The 25,317-nt window shown below is 62.5% G+C and carries 22 protein-coding genes; 17 read left to right on the forward strand and 5 right to left on the reverse strand.

Translation table 11 applies throughout. From position 1 onward, the window contains the following. Positions 1-33: 33 nt before the first annotated feature. Genes IM737_RS16250 through IM737_RS16265 form a run of 4 tightly spaced genes read left to right on the forward strand, consistent with a single transcriptional unit; the run spans position 34 to position 3,892 of the window. Complete coding sequence (locus IM737_RS16250; RefSeq protein WP_236895668.1) at positions 34-921, forward strand: siderophore-interacting protein; 888 nt, start codon at positions 34-36, stop codon at positions 919-921. After that, the gene (locus IM737_RS16255) at positions 922-1,986 is read left to right on the forward strand and encodes an iron chelate uptake ABC transporter family permease subunit (protein ID WP_236895671.1); all 1,065 of its coding nucleotides are present in this window, start codon (positions 922-924) and stop codon (positions 1,984-1,986) included. Then, on the forward strand, positions 1,983-3,053 hold the full coding sequence (locus IM737_RS16260; RefSeq protein WP_236895674.1) for a FecCD family ABC transporter permease: 1,071 nt from the start codon (positions 1,983-1,985) through the stop codon (positions 3,051-3,053). Before IM737_RS16255 ends, IM737_RS16260 begins: the two co-directional genes overlap by 4 nt. Before the next feature lie 8 nt (positions 3,054-3,061). After that, a complete protein-coding gene (locus tag IM737_RS16265) occupies positions 3,062-3,892 on the forward strand; it encodes an ABC transporter ATP-binding protein (RefSeq protein WP_236895677.1) in 831 nt (276 codons plus the stop codon). A gap of 16 nt (positions 3,893-3,908) precedes the next feature. Here IM737_RS16265 and IM737_RS16270 read toward each other — a convergent pair whose 3' ends face one another. Together IM737_RS16270 and IM737_RS16275 are read right to left on the reverse strand one after the other, a co-directional pair. After that, on the reverse strand, positions 3,909-5,801 hold the full coding sequence (locus IM737_RS16270; RefSeq protein WP_236895681.1) for a diguanylate cyclase: 1,893 nt from the start codon (positions 5,799-5,801) through the stop codon (positions 3,909-3,911). Between the two features lie 314 nt (positions 5,802-6,115). Then, on the reverse strand, positions 6,116-7,165 hold the full coding sequence (locus tag IM737_RS16275; protein WP_236895685.1) for a LacI family DNA-binding transcriptional regulator: 1,050 nt from the start codon (positions 7,163-7,165) through the stop codon (positions 6,116-6,118). 188 nt (positions 7,166-7,353) lie between these two features. On the opposite strand from IM737_RS16275, the gene IM737_RS16280 reads away from it, so the two are divergent. From IM737_RS16280 to IM737_RS16300, 5 genes are all read left to right on the forward strand, one after another. Beyond that, on the forward strand, positions 7,354-8,607 hold the full coding sequence (locus tag IM737_RS16280) for an ABC transporter substrate-binding protein (RefSeq protein WP_236895688.1): 1,254 nt from the start codon (positions 7,354-7,356) through the stop codon (positions 8,605-8,607). A gap of 77 nt (positions 8,608-8,684) precedes the next feature. Further along, positions 8,685-9,599, forward strand: a complete 915-nt coding sequence (locus IM737_RS16285) for a carbohydrate ABC transporter permease (RefSeq protein ID WP_236895690.1) — start codon at positions 8,685-8,687, stop codon at positions 9,597-9,599. A gap of 3 nt (positions 9,600-9,602) precedes the next feature. Beyond that, entirely contained in the window at positions 9,603-10,448 is an 846-nt protein-coding gene (locus tag IM737_RS16290; protein ID WP_236895692.1) for a carbohydrate ABC transporter permease, read from the forward strand. Positions 10,449-10,452: 4 nt separating this feature from the next. Further along, positions 10,453-11,451, forward strand: coding sequence for an ABC transporter ATP-binding protein (locus tag IM737_RS16295; protein ID WP_236895694.1), 999 nt, complete (start codon positions 10,453-10,455; stop codon positions 11,449-11,451). After that, a complete protein-coding gene (locus IM737_RS16300; protein ID WP_236895696.1) occupies positions 11,429-13,918 on the forward strand; it encodes a glycoside hydrolase family 3 N-terminal domain-containing protein in 2,490 nt (829 codons plus the stop codon). Before IM737_RS16295 ends, IM737_RS16300 begins: the two co-directional genes overlap by 23 nt. Positions 13,919-14,024: 106 nt before the next feature. Here IM737_RS16300 and IM737_RS16305 read toward each other — a convergent pair whose 3' ends face one another. Continuing rightward, on the reverse strand, positions 14,025-14,945 hold the full coding sequence (locus IM737_RS16305) for a LysR family transcriptional regulator (protein WP_236895698.1): 921 nt from the start codon (positions 14,943-14,945) through the stop codon (positions 14,025-14,027). 130 nt (positions 14,946-15,075) lie between these two features. Here IM737_RS16305 and IM737_RS16310 point away from each other — a divergent pair, with 130 nt between their 5' ends. From IM737_RS16310 to IM737_RS16345, 8 genes are read left to right on the forward strand one after another with little or no spacing between them, the layout of a single operon-like run. Then, positions 15,076-16,149, forward strand: coding sequence for a maleylacetate reductase (locus IM737_RS16310; protein ID WP_236895700.1), 1,074 nt, complete (start codon positions 15,076-15,078; stop codon positions 16,147-16,149). A gap of 40 nt (positions 16,150-16,189) precedes the next feature. Continuing rightward, positions 16,190-17,464 (forward strand): ABC transporter substrate-binding protein, encoded by a 1,275-nt coding sequence (locus tag IM737_RS16315; protein ID WP_236895702.1) that lies wholly within the window; start codon positions 16,190-16,192, stop codon positions 17,462-17,464. A 50-nt stretch (positions 17,465-17,514) separates the two neighbouring features. Beyond that, positions 17,515-18,234 carry an ABC transporter ATP-binding protein gene (locus IM737_RS16320; RefSeq protein WP_236895703.1) on the forward strand — a complete coding sequence of 240 codons (720 nt, stop codon included), beginning with the start codon at positions 17,515-17,517 and terminating at the stop codon, positions 18,232-18,234. Next, the gene (locus IM737_RS16325; protein WP_236895705.1) at positions 18,234-18,941 is read left to right on the forward strand and encodes an ABC transporter ATP-binding protein; all 708 of its coding nucleotides are present in this window, start codon (positions 18,234-18,236) and stop codon (positions 18,939-18,941) included. The genes IM737_RS16320 and IM737_RS16325 overlap by 1 nt, the downstream gene beginning before the upstream one ends. Beyond that, entirely contained in the window at positions 18,938-19,801 is an 864-nt protein-coding gene (locus IM737_RS16330) for a branched-chain amino acid ABC transporter permease (protein WP_236895706.1), read from the forward strand. Before IM737_RS16325 ends, IM737_RS16330 begins: the two co-directional genes overlap by 4 nt. A gap of 8 nt (positions 19,802-19,809) precedes the next feature. Continuing rightward, the gene (locus IM737_RS16335; RefSeq protein WP_236895708.1) at positions 19,810-20,901 is read left to right on the forward strand and encodes a branched-chain amino acid ABC transporter permease; all 1,092 of its coding nucleotides are present in this window, start codon (positions 19,810-19,812) and stop codon (positions 20,899-20,901) included. Beyond that, positions 20,901-22,667 (forward strand): FAD-dependent oxidoreductase, encoded by a 1,767-nt coding sequence (locus tag IM737_RS16340; RefSeq protein WP_236895710.1) that lies wholly within the window; start codon positions 20,901-20,903, stop codon positions 22,665-22,667. Before IM737_RS16335 ends, IM737_RS16340 begins: the two co-directional genes overlap by 1 nt. Positions 22,668-22,686: 19 nt before the next feature. Next, positions 22,687-23,526 (forward strand): dioxygenase family protein, encoded by an 840-nt coding sequence (locus tag IM737_RS16345; RefSeq protein ID WP_236899949.1) that lies wholly within the window; start codon positions 22,687-22,689, stop codon positions 23,524-23,526. An 85-nt stretch (positions 23,527-23,611) separates the two neighbouring features. On the opposite strand, the gene IM737_RS16350 is transcribed toward IM737_RS16345, so the two are convergent. After that, positions 23,612-24,244, reverse strand: coding sequence for a hypothetical protein (locus tag IM737_RS16350; protein ID WP_236895712.1), 633 nt, complete (start codon positions 24,242-24,244; stop codon positions 23,612-23,614). A 29-nt stretch (positions 24,245-24,273) separates the two neighbouring features. Next, positions 24,274-25,254 carry a zinc-binding alcohol dehydrogenase family protein gene (locus IM737_RS16355; protein WP_236895720.1) on the reverse strand — a complete coding sequence of 327 codons (981 nt, stop codon included), beginning with the start codon at positions 25,252-25,254 and terminating at the stop codon, positions 24,274-24,276. Positions 25,255-25,317 lie beyond the last annotated feature (63 nt).

Genomic DNA, 25,317 nt, shown 5'->3' on the forward strand with positions numbered 1-25,317 from the left:
GGGCCATGGCGATCCTCGAATTGCGGATGCACAATGACCAAGATGTTCCACGAAGCCACCGTCCTCGATCGTCGGCAACTGACGCCCGGCATGGTTCGGTTAACCTTTGGCGGCAAAGGGCTCTCCGAATTCAGCTCCACCGGCATTGGCGACGAATATCTCCGCCTGTTCTTCCCCAATGCTGCCGATGGCAAGCTCTACCTGCCCGAAATCACCGAGGATGGTCGCTGGACCTATCCTGACGGGCAGGAAAAGATCCGCTGCTCGACCTATACGGTGCGGCGTTTCCGCCAGGATGCGGGCGAGGTCGATATCGACTTCGTGGTGCATGAAGGCGGCGTGGCCAGCGAATGGGCGCAGAAGGCCGAGCCCGGTACGCAGATCACCATCAACCGCCCGCGCGGGCTATACAGCCCACCGTCGGACATCGTGTGGCAGTTGCTGGTGGCCGATGCGACCGGGCTTCCGGCTCTGGCCCGCATTCTGGAGCAGACACCCAAGCACATCGCGTCACGCGTCTTTGTCGAAGTCGCCGAGGCCGAGCATGAGCAGGACTTGCCGGCGCATCCCGGCGCCACCGTCACCTGGCTGCACAAGAGCGGTAACGGCATTGCGCCCAGCCGCATGGGCGAGGTGGTGCGCGCCGTGCCGCTGCCGACGACGCCTGGCTATGTCTGGGTGGCGGGTGAGCAGAAGGTGGTGCGGGCCATCCGCAAATTCGTGCGGGGTGAACTCAAGCTGCCGGCCGAGCGCTACGAACTGGTCGGCTACTGGATTCATGAAGGCGAAGAATGGGAGGCCAAATGGGAGGCCCTGCCAGCCGACGTCAAGGCGGCCATCGACGCCGCCTGGGATTCTGACCGCGATCCCGAAGACGTGCGGGACGAATACGAAGCGACGCTTGAGAAATTCGGGCTCTAGATGGCCGAGATTGCCGTCACCAGCCAGAGCGTTGCAAACCAGGACGAGAAGCGTTCCGGCCTCGCGCAGACCAATGTCGTCCGACTAGGCTGGCTGCTTGCTGCCGTTGCAGTGCTGCTCGCGGTGCTGGTGGCCAGCATCGCCATAGGCTCCAAGGACATCGCCGTCCAGACGGTGTTCGACGCGCTGTTTGCCTATAACGACAGTGACGACCACGCCATCATCCAGGCGCTGCGCGTGCCGCGGACCATCTTGGGGTTGGCGGTGGGTGTGGCGCTGGGCATGTCGGGCGCGCTGATCCAGGCGTTGACGCGCAACCCGCTGGCCGATCCGGGCATTCTCGGCGTCAATGCCGGGGCGGCGTTCTTCGTTGTCTTGGCCGTTGGCTTTTTCGGCATCAGCTCTATCCAGGGCTATATCTGGTTCGCCTTTCTCGGCGCTGTCGTGACCACGGTCGTGGTCTATGGCATCGGCTCGGTTGGGCGCACTGGCACCACGCCGGTGCGGCTGACGCTGGCCGGCGTCGCGATCGGCGCGGTTCTGGGCGGCATTTCCTCGGGCATCCAGTTGCTCGATCCCGCAACCTTCGACCGGCTGCGCCAGTGGGGCGCCGGCTCGCTGGTTGCCCCAGGCTACGAGACGATCTGGGCTGTGCTGCCCTTCATCGCCATCGGTCTGGTCATCGCCCTGACCATGGCGCGGCCGCTCAACGCTGTGGCCCTGGGTGACGTTCTGGCTGCCGCCTTGGGCGCCAATACCGTGCGGACGCGTATCTGGGTCGTCATCTCGACGACCCTGCTGGCCGGCGCGGCCACGGCTGCGGCTGGACCGATCGGCTTTGTCGGGCTGATGGTGCCCCATGTGGCGCGCTGGATCGTCGGGCCTGACCAGCGCTGGATATTCGTGTTTACGCTGGTGTTGTCGCCAGTGCTGTTGCTGACCTCCGATATCGTCGGCCGCCTGGTCATGCGGCCGGGCGAACTGCAAGTGGGCATCGTCACCGCCTTCGTCGGTGCGCCGGTGCTGATCCTGTTGGCGCGCCGGCGCAGGGTGAGCGGGTTGTGACGATACTAGACCCTCAAGGCGGCATCGACTTTGGGAGCCCGATCCGCTCTGTGCGGCTGTTCGGCGACGCGATCTCGCATCGCATCGACCTGCGGACTGTTACTGTCTGCTTCATTCTACTGGCGGTCGCGCTGTCTATCGCGCTGGTGACCCTCGCCAGCGGTGAATATCAGGTGCCGTTGCCCGACGTGGTGCGGGCGCTGCTCGGCCAAGCCGAGGGGCGCATCCATATGGTGGTTGTCGAGTGGCGTTTGCCGCGTACGGCGCTGGCGCTGATCCTCGGCGCGGCGCTCGGCATCAGCGGCGCCATCTTCCAGTCGTTGACCCGCAATCCGCTGGGCAGCCCCGATGTCATCGGCTTTGACGCCGGCGCCTATACCGGGGCGCTGGTGGTGATCATCCTGCTGCAGGGTAGCTACTACATGATCGCCGGTGGAGCGCTGGTTGGTGGGCTGGTGACGGCGCTGCTGGTCTATTTCCTCGCCTATAGCAGGGGCGTGCAGGGCTTCCGCCTGATCATCGTCGGTATCGGCGTCTCGGCCATGCTGAGCTCGCTCAATACCTGGATGCTGCTGCGCGCCAAGCTGGAAGTCGCCATGGCGGCGGCCATATGGGGCGCCGGCTCGCTCAATGGGCTGGGGCTGGATCGACTGGGGCCGGCCGCCCTAGTGCTGCTCGTCCTGATCCCGCTGGCGCTAGTGATGGCGCGGCCCATGGCGCAGCTCGAACTGGGCGACGACGCGGCGCGAGCGCTGGGCGTGCGTGCCGAACCGACCCGGCTGGGCCTGCTGGTGCTGGGCGTCGCGCTGACGGCCACTGTCACCGCCACGGCCGGGCCGATCGGCTTCGTCGCTTTGGCGTCGCCGCAACTGGCGCGTCGCGTCACCGGCACGGCCGGCGTCGCCATGCTGCCCTCGGCCGCCATGGGCGCGCTGCTGCTGGCGGCGGCCGACTATGTCGCCCAGCGCGCCTTCGCCCCCACGCAATTGCCCGTCGGCATCGTCACAGTCAGCCTGGGCGGCGTTTATTTCGTCTGGCTGCTGCTGCACGAAGCGCGACGGCAATGAGGTCCACCATGAACCTGCACGATCCCCGTCTTGCCGCTGCCGAGCCCCGGCTCTTTGCCGAGGGCGCGACCATCGGCTACGATAACCGCGTCATCTCCGAGAACCTTTCGGTCTCAATTCCGGATCGGTCCTTCACCGTCATCGTTGGCGCCAATGCCTGCGGCAAGTCTACGCTGCTGCGGGCGTTGGCGCGGCTGATCAAGCCGAGCAAGGGCAGGGTGGTCCTGGACGGGCAGGCCATTTCCAACTTCCCGGCCAAGGAGGTGGCGCGCCGGCTGGGGCTGCTACCGCAGACCTCGATCGCCCCAGAGGGCATCACCGTTGCCGATCTGATCGCCCGTGGCCGCTATCCGCACCAGAAACTGCTGCGGCAGTGGTCGCGCGAGGACGAAGCGGCGGTGATCGCGGCCATGGAGGCCACCAAGGTCACGGCCCTGTCGCACCGGCTGGTGGACGAGTTGTCAGGCGGCCAACGCCAGCGCGTGTGGGTCGCCATGGTGCTGGCGCAGGAGACCCCGCTGCTGCTGCTCGACGAGCCCACGACCTTCCTCGATATCACCCACCAGATCGAGCTGCTCGACCTGATGGGCGATCTCAACCGCCGCAATGGCCAGACCATCGTCGCCGTGCTGCACGACCTCAACCATGCCTGCCGCTATGCCAGTCACATCATCGCCATGCGCGATGGCAAGGTGGTCGCCGAAGGGCCGCCGCGCGACATCATCACGGACGAACTGGTCGAACAGGTCTTCGGCCTCGCCTGCATCATCATCGACGATCCGATTTCCCACACGCCGCTGGTCATCCCCCGCGGGTCGCAGCACATGCTTGAGGACTGAACACGCCTCTCGGACTTTAGCCGGCGTATTTGCGGTCCTTGCTGGCGACGCGGGTGCCAAATACCCGGTCGCGACCGGCAGCCTTGGCGCTGTAGAGCGCGCTGTCTGCGGTCTGAATCAGCTCCAACGCGCTGCGATGAAAGTTGTCGGGCATGTAGGTGGCGACGCCGACGCTGGCGGTGACATAGCCACGCTCGCTTGCCGCATGCGGCAAGCGGCGCGCTGCGAGCGACTTGCGGAACAGCTCGGCGACGAGATAGGCGCCGTCTTCGTCAGTATCGGGCAGGATGGCGGCAAATTCCTCGCCGCCATAGCGCGCCGCGAGGTCCGCCGGTCGCTTGAGGCTGGATTTGAGCTGCTGGCTGACGATCCGCAGGCATTCGTCGCCGGCCGGGTGGCCATATTGGTCGTTATAGGACTTGAAACGGTCCACATCGATCAGCAGCAGGCTGAGCGCAGTACCGGAGCGGCCGCTGCGGCGGATTTCGGTTTCCATGGCGTCGTCGAAGGCGCGCCGGTTCAGCAGGTCCGTCAACCCATCGGTGCGCACCAGATGCTTGAGCTCGTCGGTGGCCGAATGCAGGGCTAGCTCGGCCTGCTTGAACCGCGTGACGTCGCTGACCACGACCATGGTGGCGCCGTTGCTTGTCGGTCTGGTGCGCACCTGCAGCCAGCGGCCGTCATAGAGGTTGACCTCTTCTTCGCTTTCGCGGTGCAGGTTGGCGACGATCTCGGCGATCCAGCGCTCGGATTCCTGCTTGGGCGCCGTAAGCTGTTCGCCGCTTTCGACAACGGCGCGCAGGATGTCGCGCAGATGCGCGCCTGGCTGTCGCAACTGCCCGGTAAACGGGAAGCAGGCGCGATACTGCTCGTTGCAGAACACCATTTTGCCGTCATGGTCGAACATGGCCAGGCCATCGGACATTTCGGCCAGGGCGTAGGACAGAGTATCGCGGCTCTGCAGCAGCTCGCGCTGCAGTAGCCGCTCTGCGGTGACGTCGCGCGTGACCCCGGCCAGGCCGATGACGTGTCCGGCCCGGTCATGCAGGGGGACCTTGGTCGTCGAGAACCAGCGCTCATTGCCTGTGTCGTCATCGAGCCGTTCCTCGAAATCGATCAGTGGCTCGCCACTCGCCAGCAAGTTCTGCTCGCGATCGAACAGGGCCTGGGCACGCTCCGGCGTATCAATGTCGAAGTCGGTCAGACCGATGAGCTGGTCAGGCGTCAGGCCGTGAAGCTGAGCCACAGCATTGTTGGTCGCCGCAAAGCGCCCGTTTTGATCCTTGATGTAGGCAAGGTCCGGGGCATTCGCCAGCGCTGCCGCCAATAGATCACGCTCCTCAGAGAACTGTCGTGCCTTGAGATAGACCAGCCCCACCAGAATGGTCGCGGCAACCGTCAGGATGGTGGTGGGCAACATAACGCCGTTCACAAGCTGTTGCGCTGTGGCTGCGGGCAGGGCGAAGATCCCCAGTTTGGTGACCACCGGCGTCGCCAGGCCCAGCACCAACATATGCCGGGCGCGATGGGGACGTCGCAGCAGCAGGCTCAACCCGAGACCCGTCGCGCTGGCCAGCACAATGCCGACGACGCCGGCCCAGGCTCCCGCACCGCCCATACTCAACCGAAACAGCGATGCAATGAGCGCCGCGATGACCGCCGCAGGCAAACCGCCGAAAAAGCCGGTGACCGCCAGCAGCGAAGAACGCAGATCGAAATAGATGCCCGGCTGAATCTCCACCGACATGCTCATCGAAGCAATGGCGCCAAGGCCCATTGTCACGGCAAACATGAGGATGCGGACGGGCCTCGGAATCGACCGCAGCCAATAGCGAACATGCGCCCAGCCGATAACGACCAGCGCCACTACGGCCAGGTTTCCGGCCAGCATTTGCCAAGAGGAAGTCAAGACATCCTATCCTTGCGCGCTGATCCGTCAGCAACAAATCCGGATCGAGCCATTGCTGGCCCAGTCTGCATTGGTACCATCCAAGAGTTTGCCAATTCTAAACCGAAACCGGCCTATTCGCGGAGTCCCGATGGCCATTCACTCACCATGCCAGGCGGCGCCCTGGTGAGCAGGCACGGTCTGTCCGGAGGTTGGACGTATATGCCAGCGCTAGTTCGCCTGTCGTTTGACCCGCACCAACATGGCGCTCTGGGTCTGAGGCCAGCGCATCGCGGCCCGGCGGCACGCGGCAGGTGCCTTGACCGAGGTTAGTCCTACGACCTCGCGACGGCAGCCACTGCGGTCTGCTTGCGCATCTGAAGCGCCATGGTCGATTCTCGGATAACCAAATCTGCGGGAAGAACAATTCTTGATGCCGGTGGGTCTATTCCGGAGATCATTGCCATCAGGGTATTAACCGCCGAACGTGCCATCTGTGCCAGCGGTTGCCGGATCGTGGTGAGCTGCGGATGCACGTGTTCTGCCACGGACACGTCGTCGAAGCCAACGATCGAGATATCGTTGGGCACGGTCTTGCCGGAGACGCGTATCGCCGACATCGCGCCTATGGCACTCATGTCATTGGCGGCGAATATGGCGGTTGGCGGAAACGGCAGTCGAAGAAGTTCCAGGGCGGCCTCGAAACCGCCCTGTTGCATGAAATTGCCATTGACGATGAGTGCCGGGTCCAAATCCAGGCCCAGTTGCGCCTGCATGTCGGTGAATGCCCTGGCTCGGTCGCGGGCAGACTCCAGCATGACGTTGCCGCCGATGAAGCCGATACGGCTGTGGCCCAATTGCGCAAGATGCTCCACCGCCAATCGAGCGCCCTGATAGTTGTCCGCGACAATTTTGGGGAATGGAAGGTCCTGCCCCTCGTCGATCGTCACGATTGGAAGATCTGCCGCCATCAACTGGGACAGGTAGTCCGACTGGAACGGCAAAATCACGATAACGCCATCAACGATCTGCCGGAGCAGGTCAATGATCGCACCGGGAGGGCGGCGTTCGGTGTCGGACAGGGAGTAGACCAGCATTTCGTAATCCACGGTGCGGGCGGCGCTGCCGATGCCGAGGACCAGGTCGCTGGTGTAGAGGCTATGCAACTGGGCGATCACGCCGATCACCTTTGACCGTCCGCCGGAAAGCCGTTGCGCAACCCGATTGGCGACATAACCCATGTCTTCCGCGATGCGAAGGATTTCGTCGCGTTTCTCCGCCGACACACCGGGCTGGTTGTTGACGGCTCTCGATGCAGTCATCAGGGACACACCGGCCACCTTGGCTATCTCGGCGAGCGTGGGATTTTTCTTCTTCGGATTCATCGCCCTGGGGGGCCCTCCAGCTGTCACCGCAGCCTTGTCCGCCTATCCTTCACCCCAACGATGCACCGGGTCAAGAGAGGCTTGACGATATGTAACGTTAGCGCTAACGTTGTACGTATCGTTCGCGATTGCATGAAGACCCTCGCAACGAAGCTGCATTCGGGCCAGTCGGCCTTGGGAGGAAATCGATGAAGAGATTTGCACTTGCTGTAAGTGCCGTGGCGCTATTTGCCCATGGCGCGCTGGCTCAGGACGTGACCATCGACTTGGTGCACGTTCAATCCAATGAAACCGAGCTGGCTTTGATGGACGAATTGGCGGCTGCCTATGAAGCCGACCATCCTGGCGTTGATATCAATATCCGCAAGTTTGGTGAGGACTATAAGCAGGCCCTCTCCACGATGCTTCAGACGAACGATGCGCCAGACGTCATCTATTCATGGGGTGGCGGTGTGCTGTCCGAGCAGATCGAGGCTGGTTTGCTTCGCACGATCGATGGGGTAATTCCTGATGAGACCAAGGCCGCAGTGGGTCCGGCCGGCGTCGATGCCTTCACTCGGGATGGCCAACTCTACGGGATTGCCCAGAACGTTTCCGAAGTCGTGTTCTGGTACAACAAGACCTTGTTCGAGCAAGCTGGCGTTGACGTCGCCACCATGTCGGACTGGGAAGGCTTCCTGGCCGGCGTCCAGAAGCTCAAGGATGCGGGCATCACACCGATCGCCATGGCGTCCAAGGACAAGTGGCCGACCGCGTTCTATTGGGACTATCTTGCCCTGCGCCTAGCCGGCCAGGCTGGCCTGGAAGCGGCTCGCCGTGGCGACGACGGTGGCTTCACTGCCCCCGAATTCGTGAAGGCCAGCGAAGAGTTCCTGCGCCTGTCGGCAATGCAGCCCTACCAGCCCGGCTTCGAGGGTGCGGGCTATGCTCCGTCCACGGGCATGTTCGGTGACGGCCAGGCGGCGATGATCCTGATGGGGGACTGGAACTACCAGGAATCCAAGACGAACTCGACGTCCAAGGAAGGCGTGCCGGACGATCAACTGGGCTTCTTCGCGTTCCCCACCCTTGAGGGTCAAAAGGGCAACGACAATGATACGCTCGGTGGCATCAACGGGTGGGTATTCGCCAAGGACGCTCCCGACGCTGCGGTCGACTTCATGGTATGGTACCAGCAGGCGGCCAATATCGCTCGCTTCGCCGAAGGCGGTTACTACATCCCGATCAATGCCGAGGCGGCCGCTGGCCTAGCGAACCCGTTCCAGCAACAGATCGCCAAGGATATCAACGCCGCGCCCTACCACGCGATCTTCTTTGACCAGAGCCTGGGCGTGAACGCCGGCGCAGCGGTCAATGATGTCGCCGCAGCGATCACCTCGAGCGCCATCTCGGCTGAAGATGCTGCTGCATGGGTCGAGGACGCAATGGCGGACGACCGCTAGACCCTCCGAGTAGTTCCTCCCGAACTGGGCCGGTTCTCATCCTGGGGCCGGCCCTTTTTCTCTAAAGGGCGCAAACGATGATCCAAAGTGTGGAACCAGTGCAGGGCCTTCGCCGATCACCGGGAGGGCGGCTGCCCATTCCCGTGGCGGTGACCATCCTGGTCCTGCCAGCAGGCCTGGTCTTCTTCGCATTTGTCATTCTGCCGATCCTGCAGGCCTTCCGTTTTTCGTTCTACGACTGGAACGGATTCGGCACGCCAACCGACTTCATCGGCCTCGAGAACTACTGGGATCTCGTCACGCACCGCTTCTTTGGAACGGCGCTTCGCAATACAGGCCTGATCATCGCCGTTTCGCTGTTGCTGCAGTTGCCGCTGGCGCTCTGGCTCTCATTGATACTGTACAGGAATACCTGGTTCACCAGCGTGGTGCGGACCCTGTTCTTCCTGCCGTACATGCTGGCGGAAATCGCTGCCGGCCTCATGTGGAGTTTCGTCTACGACGGGAATTACGGGTTGGCTGCACAACTGGCAACGCTCTTCGGCGTCCAGGCTCCATTCCTGCTTGCAAGCCCGACTACTGTCATGCCGGCCATCGCGGCCGTTCTGGTGTGGAAGTATTTCGGCTTCCACATGATGATCTACATCGCCGCCCTGCAGAGCATACCGGACGAGATGATTGAAGCGGCCAGGCTCGATGGCGCCAAGAAATGGGACATCGTGCGCTACGTGAAGCTGCCGATGATCGGGTCCGCGATCGCAGTCACGGCATTTTTTGCCATCACCGGTTCACTGCAGTTGTTCGATCTCATCGTTCCTCTGACCAATGGTGGCCCGAACAATTCGTCGCTGACCATTGTTGGTTTCCTCTACCAGTTTGGCGTCACCCGCATGCGCATTGGCTTCGGGGGAGCGATCAGCATCGCGCTGTTCCTCATCTGTGTCGTCGTGGCGATCGTTTATCAGCGCGCGATGCGCCGCACGGGGCGTTGAACCATGTCGCAATCTTCAAAGACGAATGTCGACTACGCGGTCTCTCCCTGGCAATGGATCGGGGTGGCCCTGGTGGCTGTATTCATCTGCATACCTCTCTATGTGACGATCGTTGGCGGCTTCAAGAGCATCGGGGAGCTTCGCACCCAGCCGTTCTCACTGCCCATGTCATGGGACCCGTCCAACTTCGCCACCGTTATCGGCGGCACCGAATTCGGCCAGATGATGTTGAATTCGCTGTTCATCGCCACTGTCACGGTGGTGCTGACAGTCCTCCTTGCATCGATGGCCGCCTTCGCGCTGGTGCATATCAAGTTCTTCGGCAGCAACTACCTTGGTGCATTCTTCACCATCGGACTGTTGTTCCCAGTTGCCACCGCAATCCTGCCGGTCTTCCTCCTGCTACGCGATGCCAACCTGCTCAATTCTGCCTGGGGCGTGATCCTGCCGCAGGTAGCCTTCGGCCTTGCCTTTGCAATCATGCTGTTCCGGAGCTTCTTTGCGGAACTGCCGCGCGAACTCATCGAGGCAGCTCGCATGGATCGATGCGGCTATCTTGGGATCTACTGGTATGTGGTGCTACCGCTTTCATTGCCCATCATCGCCACTGTCGGCGTGTTCACCTTCATGAGCAGCTGGAACAGCTATCTCTTGCCCCTGGTCACCATGAGCAGCGAGTCCCAGTTCACCTGGCCGCTGGGCATCCAGAAGTATCAGGGGACCTATTCCACCGACTGGCCGAAGTTGCTCGCCCTGCTCACGCTGACGCTTCTTCCCGCCATCGGGTTCTTCCTCCTCGCTCAACGCTACATCATCGCCGGCCTCACCGGCGGCGCGGTCAAAGGCTAGTTCCATGTCCAGTGTAATTCTCAAGCAGATCGGCAAGCAGTTCGGTGCTGCAACCGTTCTGCCCTCGGTGGACCTCACCATCCCTGATGGGTCCTTCACCGTCATCGTCGGCCCATCGGGATGTGGCAAGTCCACGCTGCTTCGGATCATTGCCGGTCTGGACAATCCGACCAGCGGCCACGTCCTGATTGACGACCGCGACGTCACCAATGTCGATCCCGCTGAGCGCGGCATCGCCATGGTGTTCCAGGCCTATGCGCTCTATCCGCATATGACGGTGGCCGAGAATATAGGCTTCCCGCTCAAGATGGCACGGTTGCCGCGCGCCGAGATCGAGCAGCGGGTCGCTGCCGCCGCCGAAACCCTGAAGTTGGGGCCGATGTTGTCGCGTCGTCCGAAGGCCCTGTCAGGCGGTCAGCGGCAACGTGTGGCGATCGGGCGGGCGATCGTGAGGGAACCGGATGTCTTCCTCTTCGACGAGCCGCTTTCCAATCTCGATGCGGCCCTGCGCACGCAGATGCGTGTGGAACTGGCCGAACTGCACCGCAAGCTCGGTTCGACGATGATCTACGTCACCCACGACCAGGTGGAAGCCATGACCATGGCCGACCAGATCGTGGTGATGAACGGCGGGCGGGTGGAACAGGTTGGTGCACCCATGGACTTGTACAACACGCCCCAGACGCCGTTCGTGGCCAGCTTTCTCGGGGCTCCGAAGATGAACTTCTTCGAGGGGGAAATCGCCAGGCAGTTTGATACCGATCTCCTGGGCGTGCGACCCGAGCACATCATTTTGGCTGAAGATGGTGGCTGGAAAACCAACGTGCGCCACTATGAGCGGCTCGGGGCGCAGACTGTCTACTACCTCGATCTGAAGGACGGTCAGGCCGCTATAGCTGTCAGCGACGCTGATGCGGTGTTCGGCATTGGCGCTGAGGTCGGGATCTCCTTCAAATCGGACAAGCTGCACCGCTTCCGCAATGGTCAGCGCCAAGCAAACTGACGGACACCAAAAACAAGGACGCTGGCGATCTTCGCCCGGCGAGGAACCGATGACGCTCCCCTACAAGAACCCCGACCTTGCCCCAGCGCGACGCGCCGCTGATCTTCTTGGTCGCATGAATCTGGACGAGAAGATTGCCCAGCTCCATGCCTTTTGGCTGTTGCTCTCGGCAGACGGCAACCACGAAGTTCGCGAGGACGAGTTCACCGGTGCAACCGATCCCACCAAGCTGAAGACAATGCTGTCCTTTGGCCTGGGGCAGATCACCCGTCCTCTGGGCAGCCGGCCCGTCGATCCCAGGGATGGCGTGCGAGCGCTCAACCGCCTGCAGAAGTTCATGTGCGAGGAAACGCGCCTGGGCATTCCCGTGATGGCCCATGAGGAATGCCTGTCCGGCCTGATGATACGGGGGGCCACGCTGTTTCCCTCCTCGCTCGCCTACGGGGCGACCTGGAATCCCGACCTGATCGAGGCCGTCGGCCGGGCCATTGGCGAAGAGGCTCGTTCGGTCGGGTGCCGCCAGGGGCTCGCGCCCGTGCTCGACGTCGCCCGCGACGCGCGCTGGGGGCGGACCGAGGAGACTTTTGGCGAGGACCCTTACCTGACAGGCGTTCTGGCGACCCGATACGTCCGCGGACTGCAAGGGGAGAAGCGGGATCTGCTCGCTACCCTCAAGCACTACGCCGGCCACTCCCTGTCAGAGGGCGGGCGCAACCATGCGCCGGTCAATCTGGGTTGGCGCGAGCTGAACGACACGTTTCTGTTGCCGTTCGAGATGGCGGTAAAGCTTGGAAATGCAGGCTCCGTCATGCCGGCCTACCACGACATTGATGGCGAGCCCTGCCACGCTTCCCACCATCTGCTGACCAAGGTGCTCAGGCAGGATTGGGGCTTCGACGGGCTAATTGTTGCCGACTATATCGGAATCAGTCTCCTCTATCAGCATCATCGCGTTGCCGCCGACGCTGGCGACGCAGCGGCCCTGGCCTTCAATGCAGGCCTGGACATCGAATTGCCGGGCGAGGACTGCGTCAGTCATCTGAAAGGCGCCCTCGAGCGGGGGCGGATCGATCTGGCAACGCTGGATGCAGCCGTGGAGCGCGTGCTGCTCGAGAAGTTCCGGATTGGGCTTTTTGAGAAGCCCTACGCGGACGAGGACGCGATTTCGCTCCAAAAGCCTGCGACCGTTGCCCTGGCGCGGGACGTCGCAGCACAGAGTATCGTGATCCTGGAGAACCAGGGCATTCTCCCGATCAAGGGCGAGCCCAGGATTGCCCTCATTGGTGCCACAGCTGATGATCCGCTGGCGTTGCTCGGGGATTACTCGTTCCCGGTTCACCTCATCGTCAAGGACGAGATTGAGGATACGCAGAACGTTGTGACACCCCGCGCAGCCTTCGAAGCCGCATTCGGGGCCGATCGGGTGCTGTTCGCTCAAGGCTGCTACATTCTCGAGGAGCGCCGCTTCGGTGCCCCGGTGTTTCCGGGAGACGTTGACGACAGCACCAGCCTCAAGGTGGCATCGCGCCTATCCACTCGCACTGACCTGATCGCAGCAGCCGTTTCCGCAGCCGAGAACTCCGACATAGCCATCGTCTGCGTCGGCGACCTGTCCGGCATCTTCCAAACGGGCACCGTGGGTGAAGGGTCCGACGTGGACAGCCTTGAACTCCCGGGCGTGCAGCAGCAACTGCTCAATGCCGTCTTTGCTACCGGCAAGCCGGTCATTGTGGTCCTCAGCTCCGGGCGCCCCTACAATCTGGGAGGGCTAGAAGGCAAGGTAGCTGCGCAGGTGATGACCTTCTTCGGCGGTCAGCAGGGTGGTCCCGCATTGGTCGATGTCCTTACCGGCAAGGCCGAGCCATCCGGCCGGCTGACCCTATCGGTGCCGCGCAGCGCCGCCGCCGCGCCCTACTTCTACAATCACAAGTTCAAGAGTTCCGGCACGCCCATCGCCCTGCACTTTGGCAGCCGGTATCCGTTCGGGCACGGGCTCACCTACACTTCATTCGAGTATAGTGACCTATCGCTGGCCTCAAACGAAGTGGACGCTGAAAGCGGATCCGTCCGAGCGACCTTCACGGTGCGGAATATCGGAACCAGAACAGGCATTGCCGTGCCGCAGCTTTACTTTCGCGACCAGCTGGCGTCGGTAGTCAGGCCCGTCAAGGAGCTCAAGGCGTTCACAAGGGTCGCCCTTGAACCGGGCTGCGCCAAGTCTGTGACTTTCGAGGTGCCCACCGACATGCTCGCCTTTACCGGTTACGATGGCGACCGCGTGCTGGAACCAGGAGCCTTCGACCTCTACATCGGGGCCTCCAGCGGCGACATCAGGCTCTCGAGCGTCGTCACGCTCACAGGACCTGCGGCCCGGCTGCCCAAGGCGTGGCGGATGGAAAGTTCCACCAGGGTCGTCGACCTCGACAAGGCAGTCGGCTCATCTCACTCCGCCCAGGCTCCTGGTTAGCATCGCCGAACGGACGTTCACGACCTCTGGTATCGGCGTCCGGCGACACCGGCAGGGCCGGTGGTGGGGCGTGTGCTGACCGCGCATGTGGCGGGGGGCAGTTGCTTCAGTCGCGCCAAACCGTGTTCTGCTCATGTTGTTGGATGAACTGCGACAGGTTGCGGAATTCGGTGTCGATGAAGCGGCGGAACCGGCGCACCGTGGGCCCGGCTGTTTCGGCGTCCCTGGTCAGAATGCCCAACATCCGTTCGGGATGTCCGATGCGGATGGAGAGGGCCGAGAGGGTGCGTTGCCGCCTTGCCATGAACACGACTGAATAGGGGAGCACCGTCAGTGCGTCCGAATTGGACAGGATTGCCGTCATCGAAGCGAGCGTGCCGCCGGAAAAGGAGATGCGCGTATCGCTGACTCCGATGTCCCTGAGGATGTGGCGCATGTCTTCGTAGAGCGGACTCGATGCCGGCGGCGCGACCCATGGATAGGGTGCGATGTCGGCAAGGCGGAGCGAGCCCTTGCGCAGCAGCGGGTGTTGGCTGCCGCAGGCGATGACGTTTCGACCCGGCAGCACGGGCACGAATTGAAAGCCTTCGCTCAGCGCCGCAGGGTTCAACGGACAGATCGCGACATCCAGCGTCCCTGCGCTGAGCTGGCCCAGAAGATCGGGCACATAGCCATACGACTGCTCTATCCGAACCTGCGGATGGTTCTGCTGGAACTGCGCGATCAGGGCAGAAATCACCCCATCCATGAACACTGGCGTGCCACCTATCCGCACCATGCCGCGGTGTCCGGTTCGGAACGTGGCGACGATAGCCGAAGCCGTATTTCCTGCGGCGAAGATGCGACGACCTTCACCAGCAAGGCTGAGGCACAATTCTGTTGGCACGAGCGGACGCTTGTTCTTCTCGAACAGCGGCGCGCCAATTCTCGCTTCCAGCATGGTGATAGTTCGAGACACGCTCGGCTGCGCCCGGCCAATGGCCTGTGCGCCCTCCGTCAGCCCACCACCATCAACGATAGCTGCCAATATTTCCAGATGTCGCGGATCCAGCTTCATAACATGGTGTTATGTTACATGACCGCATTTCGATCAAGACGGTATGTCAATTGTGCAATGTTGGCTCAACCAAGCAGCCTGAAGGGCGCAGGGAGGACCGATGTCGCATTTCACCGCGAGTTTTGCCGCACATTTCGCGTCCGTCCGCGTGCGCTTTGGCGTCGGCATTCGTCGACAGGTCAGCGAGGAAGTCGCGCGGCTTGGATGCAAGCGAGCGCTGGTACTGTCCACGCCCGCCCAAGCCGATGCCGCAATGGAGATGGCGCAGGACATCGGTGACCTGGCCGTGGGGGTGTTCACCCGCGCCACCATGCACACGCCGGTTGCCGTGACCCAAGAAGCGGTGGCACATGCTCTGTCGGTCAACGCTGATTGCCTTGTGGCTGTCGGTGGCGGCTCGACAACGGGCCTCGGCAAGGCTGTGGCGCTCCGCACCGACCTCCCCCAAATCGTGGTCCCGACCACCTATGCCGGCTCGGAAGCCACCAATATTCTCGGGCAGACCGAGAACGGCGAGAAGACCACGCTGACCGACGCGCGGGTGCAGCCCGAGGTGATCCTCTATGATCCCGAACTGGTGCGCAGCCTGCCGGCAGGTCTGACCGTGACCAGCGCCCTCAACGCCATGGCCCACGCTGCCGAAGGCCTCTATGCTCGTGATCGCAACCCCATATCTACCCTTCTTGCGATCGAGGGGCTGGAGGCTTTTGCCGAGTCGCTTGGGCAGGTGGTCGCCGATCCAACCAATCTGGAAGCCCGCGGCCGCACTCTGTACGGGGCCTGGCTGTGCGGCACGGTGCTCGGACAGGTCGGCATGGCCCTGCACCACAAGCTTTGCCACACCCTGGGCGGGTCGTTCGACCTGCCCCATGCCGAAACCCACGCCGTGATGCTGCCCCACACCATCGCCTTCAACGCCCGGGCCGCCGGCCAGGAGCTCGAACCCGTCTCCCGCATCTTTGGCATGGATAATCCTGGGCTTGCCTTGCACGACTTTGCCCAAAGGCTGGGGGCGCCGATGGCCCTTCGGGATCTAGGACTAAGCGAAAGCGATCTGGACAAGGCGGCGGAGACCGCCACGTCCAAGCCCTACTGGAATCCACAACCGGTCACCAAACAAGACGTTGCCAAGCTGCTGGCTGCCGCCTGGAGGGGCGACCAACCGGCATTCTGAACCCGCCGCAAGGCTCGTGATATTGGGAGGAGAACCAATCATGATTACCCGTCGCAATCTGCTCAAGGGCACCGCCGCCACCGGCCTCGTTGCCGCCACCGGCGCCTTTCCCATGCCCGCCATCGCCCAGGGTGCCAAGATACGTCTGGGCTATGTGAGCCCGCAGTCGGGGCCACTCGCGGCCTTTGGTGAGGCCGACAGCTTTGTGCTCGCCGACTTTGCGAGGAACGCTGCAGCGAGCAATTTCGAAATTTTCGTCAAGGACAGCCAGTCCAACCCGAACCGGGCCGCTGAGGTTGCCCAGGAGCTGATCGTCGATGACGGGGTCGACATGATCCTGGTTGCGTCGACCCCCGAGACCACCAATCCGGTGACCACCACAGCTGAGGCCGAGGGTGTGCCTGTGATCTCGACCGTCGCGCCCTGGCAACCCTGGTTCATCGGTCAGCAGGGCAACCCGACAGACCCCGGCAGCTGGCGCCCGTTCAACTACGCCTTCCACTTCTTCTGGGGGCTCGAAGACGTGATCTCGGCCTTCACCAACATGTGGGGCCAGCTCGATACCAACAAGATCGTCGGGGGCCTGTTCCCCAATGATGCGGATGGCAATGCTTGGGGTGACGCCAACAACGGCTTTCCGGCGCCACTGGCCGCCAAGGGCTATTCGATCATCGATCCCGGCCGGTACCAGAACCTGACCGACGATTTCTCGGCACAGATCAACGCCTTCAAACAGGGCAATGTCGAGATCGTGACCGGCGTGCCCATCCCGCCGGATTTCACCACCTTCTGGACCCAGGCGCGGCAGCAGGGATTTGCACCAAAGGCGGCCTCCATAGGCAAGGCGCTTCTCTTCCCGCAGGCGCTTGCGGCGCTTGGAGACTCGGGCAACAACCTGTCTTCAGAAGTGTGGTGGTCGCCAAGTCATCCCTTCAAGTCCTCGCTTACCGGCCTCAGCGCGGCCGAGGTGGCCGAAGCCTACTCCGCCGCCGAAGGCAAGCAGTGGACCCAGCCGATCGGCTTCGCCCATGCCCTGCTTGAAATGGCGGTCGACGTCATGGGGCGTGTCGAGGACGTGACCGATGCCGACGCCGTCGCCGCCGCAATTGCTGCGACCCAGCTCGACACCCTTGTTGGCCCCATCGCGTTCGATGGCAAGGGACTGCCACCCTTCGCGGCGACCAATGTCTGCAAGACCCCTCTGGTGGGCGGCCAATGGCGCCTGTCCGGCGAGGGCCGCTACGACCTCGTCATCGTGGACAATACCGATCACCCGAACATACCCACCGGTGGGACCATGGAAGCCATTTCCTGATTGCAACACCTGCCGGGCGCTTCGGCGCCCGGTCACAGGGACAAGAAACAATGGCCATCATCGCACTCGACAATGTCTGCAAGAGCTTTGGCGCTCTCAAGGTTGCCGACGCCATCTCCCTGGAGGTGAGCGAGGGCGAAGCACTGGGCATTATCGGTCCGAACGGCGCCGGCAAGTCGACGTTGTTCAATCTGATCACCGGCAATCTGGCTCCCGACAGCGGTTCGGTTCACTTCATGGGTAAGGACGTGACGCACACTTCGGCCATGCAACGGTGCCTCAGCGGCATTGGTCGCTCCTTCCAGATACCGCAGCCCTTCGGCAAGATGACGGTGTTTGAAAATCTCCTGGTCGCCGGTGCCTTTGGCCAGGGTAGAAGCGAGCGCAGTGTGCAGGACCAGTGCGCCGGAATCCTCGAACGCACCGGCCTCATCGCGCGCGCCAATACCGTTGCCGATAGCTTGTCGCTGCTGGAAAGAAAGCGTCTCGAACTGGCGCGCGCCCTGGCCACCGATCCGAAGTTGTTGCTGCTCGACGAAATTGCCGGGGGGCTCACCGAAGGCGAATGCCTGCAACTCGTCACCACAATCCAGGACATCCACGCCCGCGGAACAACCATCATCTGGATCGAGCACGTGCTGCATGCGCTGAACTCGGTGGTGGAACGGCTGCTGGTGCTCGATTTCGGCAAAGTCATTGGCATAGGCGAACCCGCAGCCATCATGGCCAGTCCGCAAGTGCGCGAAATCTATCTTGGGATCGAGGTCTGATGCCCCTCTTGTCCACCCACGGCCTCACCGCCCGCTACGGTCAGTTCCAGGCCCTTTTCGGCGTCGACATCACGCTCGATCAGGGCGAATGCGTGGCCATCATCGGTGCCAACGGCGCCGGCAAGACCACGTTGATGCGGGCATTGTCCGGTATCCTGAAAAGTGAGGCCGAAGCCATCCGCTTCAAAGACGAGGCTGTAGGCGACCGCCCCGCCGACGAGATCCTCAAGCGCGGCATCGCGATGGTGCCGGAAGGGCGCAAGCTCTTTCCCTCACTCAGTGTCGAAGAGAACCTGCTGATTGGCGCCCACGCCCGCAAGGCACCCGGTCCCTGGTCCCTCGAAGCCATCTACACGCTCTTTCCCATACTCAGGGAGCGCCGCAGCAGCCCCGGCACTGCTCTTTCGGGCGGCCAACAACAGATGGTCGCCATCGGCCGGGCCCTGATGAGCAACCCCGACGTGCTGCTATGCGACGAGATATCGCTCGGTCTCGCCCCGGTCGTCATCCGTGACATCTACAACGCACTTCCGCAGATCCGCTCCGGCGGCGCCGCCTTGATCATCGTCGAGCAGGACATTGGGCAGGCACTCAAGGTCGCCGACCGGGTCTATTGCATGATGGAGGGGCGCGTCACCCTGTCCGGACCGGCCAGGGACCTCAGCCGCCAGGCCATCCACAACGCATACTTTGGAGCGGCGGCATGATCTGGCTCGATACCATCGTCCAGGGCATTCTCCTTGGCGGACTTTACGCCCTCTTCGCCACCGGGCTGAGCCTCGTCTTTGGCATCATGCGTCTGGTCAATCTCGCCCATGGCGACCTCATCATCCTGGGCGCGTATCTGATCCTGCTCATCGTTTCCCTGCTCGGGCTTTCGCCCTTCCTCGCTGCAATCATCGCCCTGCCGCTGATGTTCGGGCTCGGCTACGTGCTGCAAAGGGTCGTGCTCAACCGTGTGCTCGGCGACGACATCCTGCCGCCACTGCTCGTCACTTTCGGTATCTCGGTGGTCCTGCAGAATGCCCTGCTACAGGGTGCATCTGCCGACACGCGCCGCCTTCCCACCGGCGATATGGGTGTTGCCTCGTTCAATGTCGGACCGGTCACCTTGGGCGTGCTTCCCGTCCTTACCTTCTTGTCGGCGGTGGCGGTCATCGTCCTTCTCAATCAGGTGTTCTATCGCACCGCACTCGGCCGGGCCTTTCGCGCCACATCCGATGATCCCACAACGGCCAGCCTGATGGGCATCAAGCCCAAGGCCGTCTTCGCCCAAGCCACGGGCATCGCAATGATGATCGTGACCATTGCCGCGCTCTATCTCGGGATGCGTGCCAACTTCGATCCCGCGATCGGGCCGGCGCGGCTGATCTATGCTTTCGAGGCGGTGATCATCGGTGGGCTAGGCTCGCTCTGGGGCACCCTGGCAGGTGGCGTCATCATCGGCATGGCGCAAACCATGGGTGCCGCCATCAATCCCGAATGGCAGATCCTGTCAGGCCACGTCGCCTTCCTCCTCGTCCTGCTGTTCAAGCCACGCGGGCTGTTCCCGCGCGCCTTCGATTGAGGCCGGCCATGACCGACAACCCGCTGACTCATACCTATCGCGTCGAGACACGCACCCGCACTTCGGTGGTTGCCGGCATTCTGGCCATCGCGCTTGTTGGCAGCTTGTTCGTGCTGCCCGCTTTCGCCTCGCGGAGCCTCGTCCAGGACCTATTCTTCATCCTCACCATGCTGACGCTGGCCCAGTTCTGGAACCTGCTGGCCGGCTATGGTGGGCTCGTCTCGGTTGGCCAGCAAGCCTTTGTTGGAATGGGAGCCTATGCCCTTTTCGCTGCCGTGATCCTGTGGGGCATCGATCCAGTGCCCGCCATCTTGTTGGGCGGGCTTGCGGCGCTGATCTTGGCAATACCGTTCGGCTTTTTTGCCTTTCGCCTCCAGGGCGCCTATTTCGCCATCGGCACCTGGGTGCTGGCCGAGGTGGTGCGGCTGGTCATCGCCCAATGGCGCGCCGTTGGCGGCGGAACCGGCACGTCATTGCCGCGGGACGCCACCGAAGATATCATGTTTACCGCCTCCATTGCCGAACTCTTCGGGGTCCGCGCCGCCGCTGCGCGCGATATCCTGGCCTATTGGCTCGCCCTCGCGCTGGCCATCCTTGCCATCGGTGGAATCTACTGGCTGTTGCGCTCCAAGCGCGGACTGGCGCTTGCGGCCGTGCGCGACAATCCCCAGGCGGCACGCTCGGTCGGCGTCGACGCCCAAAGGGTGAAGTGGAGTGTGTTTCTCGCCGCAGCGCTTGGAACCGGCCTCACCGGGGCGCTCATATATATGCAGAAGGCGCGCATCTCGCCTGACAGCGCATTCTCGCTCAATGACTGGACAGCCTATGTGATCTTCATCGTGGTCATCGGCGGCATCGGCACCATCGAGGGGCCCATCGTCGGCGTGCTGGTCTTCTTCATCCTGCAGAGTCTGCTGGCTCAATATGGCGCCTGGTACCTGATAGCCCTCGGCGTCATTGGCATCGGGGTCATGCTCCTTGCCCCACGCGGGCTCTGGGGCAGTTTCTCGGACCGCACCGGCATCCAGCTCTTTCCCATTCGGCGGCGCCTGGTCGGCGGTCCGCTCAAATCCAAACCGTCCTCAACGGAGCAAATATAATGGCGGACATCACCACCGACGTACTGGTCATCGGCACCGGACCAGCCGGCTCGGCTACAGCAGCGTTGCTCTCCACCTATGGCGTGGATAACATGGTCATCAACCGCTATCGCTGGCTCGCTACGACCCCGCGCGCGCACATCACCAATCAGCGGACTATGGAAGTCCTGCGCGACCTCGGAAGGGATGTTGAGCAGGAGGCGTATCTCTTTGCCACCGAACAGGAACTGATGGGAGAGAACATCTTCTGCGAAAGCCTTGCCGGGGAAGAGATCGGCCGCATGAAGAGCTGGGGCAACCACCCACTCTCCCGCGCCGAGCACATGCTGTCATCGCCCACCAAAATGAACGACCTGCCGCAGACCTATATGGAACCGCTGCTGTTCAAGACGGCCTGCGCGCGGGGGACCCAGTCGCGCATGTCGACCGAGTATCTTCACCATGAGCAGGATGGCGATGGCGTAACGACCACCTGTCTCGATCGGCTGACCGGCAAGGAAATCACCATCCGTTCCAAGTACCTGGTCGGTGCCGATGGCGGCAATTCCAAGGTCGCCGAGCATGCCGAATTGCCGTTCGAGGGGCAGATGGGCGTTGGCGGGTCGATGAATATCCTCTTCCGCGCCGATCTATCGCGCTATGTCGCCCATCGGCCTTCGGTGCTCTACTGGGTAATGCAGCCAGGGGCCGATGTCGGCGGGATCGGCATGGGCCTGGTGCGCATGGTGCGGCCGTGGAACGAATGGCTGATCGTCTGGGGCTACGATATCAATCAACCCGCCCCGGTCGTCGACGCAGACTTCGCTACCGGTGTGGCTCGCCAGTTGGTCGGCGACCCCGGCCTCGAGATCGAGCTCCTGTCGGCCAGTGTGTGGACCGTCAACAACATGTACGCCACCCGTATGCAGAAGGAGCGCGTCTTCATCATGGGCGATGCCGCCCATCGCCATCCGCCGTCCAACGGGCTGGGCTCGAACACCTCCATCCAGGACGCGTTCAATCTGGCCTGGAAGCTGGCAGCCGTGCTCAAGGGTGTTGCGGGACCGGGCCTGCTCGACACCTATTCGGTAGAGCGTGCCCCGATCGCCAAGCAGATCGTCACCCGAGCCAATCAGTCCATTGGCGAATTCGGCCCGATATTCGAAGCCCTGGGCATGACCGGGGGCTCGGACATCGACAAGATCAGGGCTTCGATGGATGCCCGCTGCGACGCCACGCCGGCTGCCGAGCGCCAGCGCGAGTCCTTGCGCCAGGCAATCGCGTTCAAGAAGTACGAGTTCGACGCCCATGGCGTGGAAATGAACCAGCGCTACAAGTCTGCCGGCATCGTCACCGATGGCCAGATGGAGCCCAGCTTTGAGCTTGATGCAGAACTGCATTATCAGCCCACCACCTGGCCGGGCGCCCGTGTGCCGCACGCCTGGTTGTTCGGCAGCAACGGCGCCAAGCATTCTACCCTCGACGTAACGGGCAAGGGGCGTTTCACTATTCTCACCGGCATTGCGGGCCAGGCCTGGGCCAGTGCCGCAGAAAAGGTCGCGCAGGCCCTTGGCGTTGACCTTGTCGCCCATGTTATCGGGCCGCGCCGCGCGCTGGCGGATATGGAAGGGTCATGGGCCCGGGCCCGCGAGGTCACCGATGCCGGTTGCGTCCTGGTACGGCCCGACCATCATGTCGCGTGGCGCGCTGAGGAAATGGCGGCCGATCCGGTCGCCGAGCTGACCCGCGCCCTGACGTCGATCCTCGACCGCAAGGTTGCCCACTAGGAGACGATTGATGGCTGACATGATCGACTACTTTGCCGAAGAGCGCAGCGAAGACGTGGTCAACGCGCGCATGGGCCCTGACGTCTCCCCACGGTTGGCCGAGGTGATGACCTCGCTGGTCAAGCACCTGCACGCGTTCGCCAAGGATGTGGAACTGACCCAGGATGAGTGGGGGCTCGCCATCGAGTTCCTGACCCGCACGGGACAGATGTGTGACGGCAATCGGCAGGAGTTCATTCTCCTCAGCGACGTGCTCGGCTTGTCCATGCTGGTGGATGCCATCAACCATCGCCGTCCCTCTGGCGCCACGGAAAATACGGTCCTGGGGCCGTTTCATGTCGCAGGCGCTCCCCAATATGCCATGGGCACCAACATTTCGCTCGATGGCAAAGGTGAGACCTGCCTCTTCGTTGGCCAGGTGCGCACCATCGAGGGCTTGCCGATCGCTGGTGCCCGCATCGACGTGTGGTGCGACAACGCCGATGGCTACTATGACGTCCAGCAACCCGACACCCAGCCGCAATGGAACAATCGCGGCGTCTTCGTCACAGAGGCTGATGGCACCTACAGCTTCCGGGGCATCCGCCCTGTTTCCTATCCCATTCCCGATGATGGACCGGTGGGCAAGATGCTTGCTGCCCTAGGGCGGCATCCCAACCGTCCTGCCCATATGCACTTCCTCGTCTCGTCCCCTGGCTACCAAACCATCGTCACCCACACCTTCGTTGAAGGCGATCAATGGCTGAGCTCTGACGCTGTCTTTGGCGTCAAGGCATCGCTGGTTGCCAGCATGGAACGTGGAGACGATACGGCCTGGCGTTCCAGTTTCGACTTCATAATGACTCCGTCCGGAGTCTAGGCCACCGGACGGCAACCCGCTCAAATTGGAGGGGTGCGATCCGTGATCGGCGCACCGAACCTCCTCCTTTTTGCGGATTGATCGCTTATCCCTCGATGATGTGCAGGTTCGAGAAATATGCTTCCGTGCCAATGTCGACCCATAGGCCGATGTCTCCGGAGGCCGCCTCGCTCTTTGCTTCGATCGATAGGATATCGATGCCATTGACCGACGCGTTGACCTGTCTGTCGCCGACAACGAGATTCAGTCGCAGCCACTCATCAGGACCGATATTGGCGCCCGCCTCGTAGCGCCCGTCAGGATAGGCGTCGCGAAGGCGGTCGAACTTCCAATCGGGATAGGCGAAGTATTGCAGGGCCCTCCGGTCCCTTGGCGCCGGCGGGTTCAGCTTCAACCCATTGAGCGGACGAACATAAACCGCCTCGAAGCGTTGGCAGTCGGCACTGATCCGGTAGGCGATGCCGGCAAAGGCCCTGGCATAATCGGGGGCATCGCTTCTGAGACGGCTCCGGATATCAACGGAAATCGACCCGTTGACGAAGTTTGCCGGAATGCGGAGGAAGGTGGGCATGTCGATATAGTCGATACCAGCAACACCCGCGGTGGCCTCAGCTGTCAAGCTCACCCGGGTGCACAAGCGGCCGTCGATCTCGGCGCTCTCTGCCGTCACGCTGCGGCGGCTTGAGTTTGCTGGCGGTCCAGAAAGGTCGTACTGCATTCGTCTGATTTCCCGTTGTTTGGGCCGTTCTATGTCGTAATGACGATCTTGCCGAGGGCACGGTTCTCTTCCATGCACCGGTGGGCCTCCACGACATCGTCGATATGGAATACCGGCCCGCTGGGCACGCGTAGCGTCCCGTTGGCAACGGCGGCGGCCATGTCGTCCAGCGGCATTTCCATGAATTCTGCGACGCCGCCGGAATAGATGGTGAGACTGACGAGGTGCGGAATGACGTCCATCGGCGCGAAGTCGCGTATCGACCATTGGTCGCCGACCATGCCCGCCATGCAGGCAACGCCGCCCGATGCAATTGCCTGCAATGAGTCGGGGAGTGTCGTAGTCCCCACGAGCTCCAGCACTTTATTGACCCCGCCTGGTACGAACTCACGCACCCTGCCTGCGATGCTGCCATCGTCAACGATCACCTCATGTGCGCCATGTTCCCTCAGCAAATCGGACCTGTCCGCTTTCCTGGTGGTAGCAAGAACCCGTGCGCCGGCCTGACGGGCGAGCCCAATAGCCGCCAAACCCACCGAGGTTGTGCCGCCACGCACGAGAAAGCTATCGCCAGCCTGCAGGCGAAGCGCCTTGAACGTCGCGCCCCATGCGGTTTGTAGCATTTCCGGCAATGCGCCGAGTACCGCCCAAGGCAACTCAGCGTGCAGTCGCCGTACCTGCCTGGCCGGAACAATCGTGAATTCAGCATATCCGCCATCGAACTGGCGGCCCATTCCGCCCATGACGGTGGCTACCCTGTCGCCTGCCGCAAACTCTCCGCCAGATGCGGCTTCCACCACGCCGACGGCCTCGATGCCGAGGATGCGCGGGAACTGCACGCCGGGGGAGTGTCCCTGACGGGTGAAAAGCTCGGATCGATTGATGCCGAAGGCCTTGACGCGAATGAGAACCTGGCCCGCCTGGGCCTTGGGCACGTGGCGCTCGACCAGATGGAGCACCTCCGGTCCGCCAGGTGTCTCGATGACAACGGCTTTCATCATCTCAGTCATCGTTGGTTTCCTGCTTCCGCATGTGCGCCAATATAACTATCGGCGACAGCGTCAGGGCGATTG

This window comes from Devosia sp. SL43, assembly GCF_021729885.1.
In the GTDB taxonomy this organism is placed as follows: domain Bacteria; phylum Pseudomonadota; class Alphaproteobacteria; order Rhizobiales; family Devosiaceae; genus Devosia.